Below are 3219 nucleotides of genomic sequence, written 5' to 3' on the forward strand. Positions count from 1 at the left end.
GGCGTAGCTTACGACGCTAAAGTAGTTCCTGTTCGAGTGCTTGGTAAATGTGGTGGTTTAACATCTGATATTGCTGACGGTATTATTTGGGCATCTGGTGGTAGTGTTTCTGGTATTCCATCAAACGCTAACCCTGCTGATGTTATTAATATGAGTTTAGGTGGTAGCGGCTCATGTAGCTCTGCAACACAAAGTGCTATAAATACAGCGCGCAGCAACGGAACCGTTATAGTTATAGCTGCCGGTAATGATAACGACAATTCAGCTAACTATAATCCAGGTAACTGTAGCGGCGTAGTAAATGTTGCCTCTGTTGGTCGTAACGGTGGTCGTGCATATTACTCAAACTTTGGTAGTAATATTGATGTTGCTGCACCAGGCGGTGCACAAAATTTTGCTAACGACTCTGAAGGTATTTTATCTACTTATAATTCAGGTTCATCTTCACCTTCAAGCGATAGCTATGCTTACTCGCAAGGCACATCAATGGCGGCACCTCATGTTGCAGGTGTAGCTGCTCTTATTAAACAAGCTAAACCAGATGCAACACCTGACGAAATAGAAAGTATTTTAAAATCAACAGCTCGCTCATTTTCAGCAACGTGTACTAGTTGTGGTACAGGTATTGTTGATGCCGCAGCTNCCAGCAGGTGACGATAATACGCTAACCGATGGCGAAGCTAAAACAGGCCTTAGTGGCGCAACAAATGCTGAAGCATTTTATACAATGACCGTTCCAAGCGGTGCAACCAACGTTACGTTTACAATGAGTGGTGGCACAGGCGATACCGATTTATATTTACGTGCTGGCAGTAAACCAACAACAAGTACGTATGATTGTCGTCCATTTGAAAATGGTAACAATGAAGAGTGTTCTATCGATAGCCCTACTGCTGGCACTTACCATGTAATGCTGCGTGGTTACTCTGCTTATTCTGGCGTGAGCTTAGTTGGAAATATAACAGGCGGCTCTACTGGTGGCTCTACTCCACCTCAAGCAGGTGGCGGTACTATTAGCGACGTAACAGCGAATGCAGGTGAATGGAAACATTACACACTTGACGTTCCTGCCGATATGTCTTTATTTACAGTAACAACATCTGGCGGCACTGGCGACTCAGATTTATTTGTTAAGTTTGGTAGTCAACCAACGACTACAAGCTACGACTGTCGTCCTTATAAAAGCGGCAACGCAGAAACTTGTACATTCACTAATCCACAAGCGGGTACTTGGCACTTAAGCGTTAATGCTTACAGCACCTTTTCTGGCTTAACACTTAGCGGACAATACCAACCATAAGTATATTTCTCTCCCTACAAAAAAGACCGAGCTAAATTAAATAGCTCGGTCTTTTTATTTGCGCTTATACCAATCTGCATCAATTTAACGAATTAAATAGACCCCACATTTAAGAGGATTGATATTATTTACATTTGTTGATTTATTAATTTTTAAAAACAAAAAACCCAGCCTAAGCTGGGTTTTTAAATTCTAAAAGAAGAACTAAAATTACTTAATTTTAGCTTCTTTAAAAAGAACATGTTTACGAATCTTTGGATCAAACTTTTTGATTTCCATCTTCTCAGGCATGTTACGTTTGTTTTTGTCAGTAGTGTAGAAAAAACCAGTACCGGCAGTTGAAACTAAACGGATTTTATCGCGCATGATTCAGATCCTTAAACTTTAACGCCGCGAGCACGGATTTCTGTAAGAACCGTGTCGATGCCTTTTTTATCGATAATACGCATACCTTTAGTAGTAGTGCGTAATGTTACAAAACGTTTTTCACTTTCAACCCAAAAACGGTGTGTTTGTAGGTTAGGTAGGAAACGACGTCTAGTCGCGTTTCTCGCGTGTGAACGGTGATTACCAACCGCTGGACGCTTACCTGTAACTTGACATACTTTAGACATGTCTATATATCTCCAATAACTTCGCTCGAGCTTAATTTAATCTAAGGCCGTGTATTTCCGCCCTAGAGATAAATCGAAGGGCGCTCTTTATACAGCTTTTACAGGCAAAGATCAAACACTGATCTATCCAATCAGCTCATATATGTAAATTTGATAGCGGCTAATTATAAAGATCGAATGCCCTTAGGGAAAGTAAAAACTGCATTTAAATTAAACTAATTTGCCAAAACACGTTAAACAGCTCATTTTTAACACACTTATCCATCAAACAAAGTTAAATAAGGCCTCGCTCGGCAAAAGAAACACATGTTTCCCCTCCAACAATGATGTGATCAAGCACAGTTATGTCGACCAATTGCAGTGCTTGTTGTAATTTATTAGTAATAAGTTTGTCTGCTTGGCTTGGCTCAGCAATTCCACTTGGATGGTTATGTGCAAAAATAACAGCTGCGGCATTATTTTTAAGAGCAGCTTTAACTACTTCTCTTGGATAAACACTTGCTGAGTTAATAGTGCCATAAAAAAGTATTTCGTCTTTAACTAAACGATTTTGGCTATCGAGGTAAAGCACCATAAATACTTCTTGCTGCAAACCACGCATTTGAATCGTTAAATAGTCGTACACTGTATTGGGTGAGTTAAATACAGCCTCTCGTTGACAACGCTCCTGCATATAACGTTGGCTTAGCTCTAATACAGCCTGCAACTGCACATATTTAGCTGTACCTAATCCTTTTTGTGAACAAAACTCTTCAATACTCGCGTTAAACAAATTATGCAGTGTTTTATTTTCGTTAAGCAAATGCTGTGCAAGCTCTATTACGTTCATACCAGGTAAGCCCGTACGTAAAAAAATAGCGAGTAATTCAGCATCACTTAATGCTTTTGCGCCTTTTTCAATTAACTTTTCGCGAGGGCGAAGTGAATTAGGTAAAGAGGTTAATTGCATTATTAATCCAAGAGCGTCAAAAGTGTCTTATAACTGTAATGCAAATTTTAAAATTAACCTGATTATTTTAAATTTTAAGGCAAATTTAAATGCCAATTGCAGGTCTATTACAAATAAATTCAATACAGTTAACGCTCATAATAGAGTAGCTACTTGAGATAAATTTATTATTTAGAGCTAGGGTCTGTTGATCTTTCAAGGTTAAATTTGCAGCAGTCTGTTTGGTATTTAGGCAAGGCAGAGCCTATACAGTGTGGTTATTCCCCATAAATAGGCGATAACGTAGCATTAATGCCAAACAGGCGCTGCCCAAAGGGTTCTTCCTAGGGGCTATTTACTCTTTGTTGCTCGGTTTT

The 3219-nt window shown here is 39.4% G+C and carries 3 protein-coding genes and 1 pseudogene; 1 reads left to right on the forward strand and 3 read right to left on the reverse strand.

The window, feature by feature from the left end:
* Positions 1–1300, forward strand: a pseudogene (locus L647_RS01000000123620) (S8 family serine peptidase); the annotation flags it as partial.
* Positions 1301–1510: 210 nt separating this feature from the next.
* Here the strand turns inward: L647_RS01000000123620 and rpmG are convergent.
* From rpmG to radC, 3 genes are all read right to left on the reverse strand, one after another.
* Positions 1511–1666: a 50S ribosomal protein L33 gene (gene rpmG / locus L647_RS0103800; protein WP_004335545.1), complete on the reverse strand. Its 156-nt coding sequence runs from the start codon at positions 1664–1666 to the stop codon at positions 1511–1513.
* An 11-nt stretch (positions 1667–1677) separates the two neighbouring features.
* Entirely contained in the window at positions 1678–1914 is a 237-nt protein-coding gene (gene rpmB / locus L647_RS0103805) for a 50S ribosomal protein L28 (RefSeq protein ID WP_004335549.1), read from the reverse strand.
* 274 nt (positions 1915–2188) lie between these two features.
* Positions 2189–2863 carry a DNA repair protein RadC gene (gene radC / locus L647_RS0103810; RefSeq protein ID WP_024610010.1) on the reverse strand — a complete coding sequence of 225 codons (675 nt, stop codon included), beginning with the start codon at positions 2861–2863 and terminating at the stop codon, positions 2189–2191.
* Positions 2864–3219: the final 356 nt, after the last annotated feature.

It is taken from the genome of Pseudoalteromonas sp. TB64 (assembly GCF_000498095.1).
Classification (GTDB): domain Bacteria; phylum Pseudomonadota; class Gammaproteobacteria; order Enterobacterales; family Alteromonadaceae; genus Pseudoalteromonas.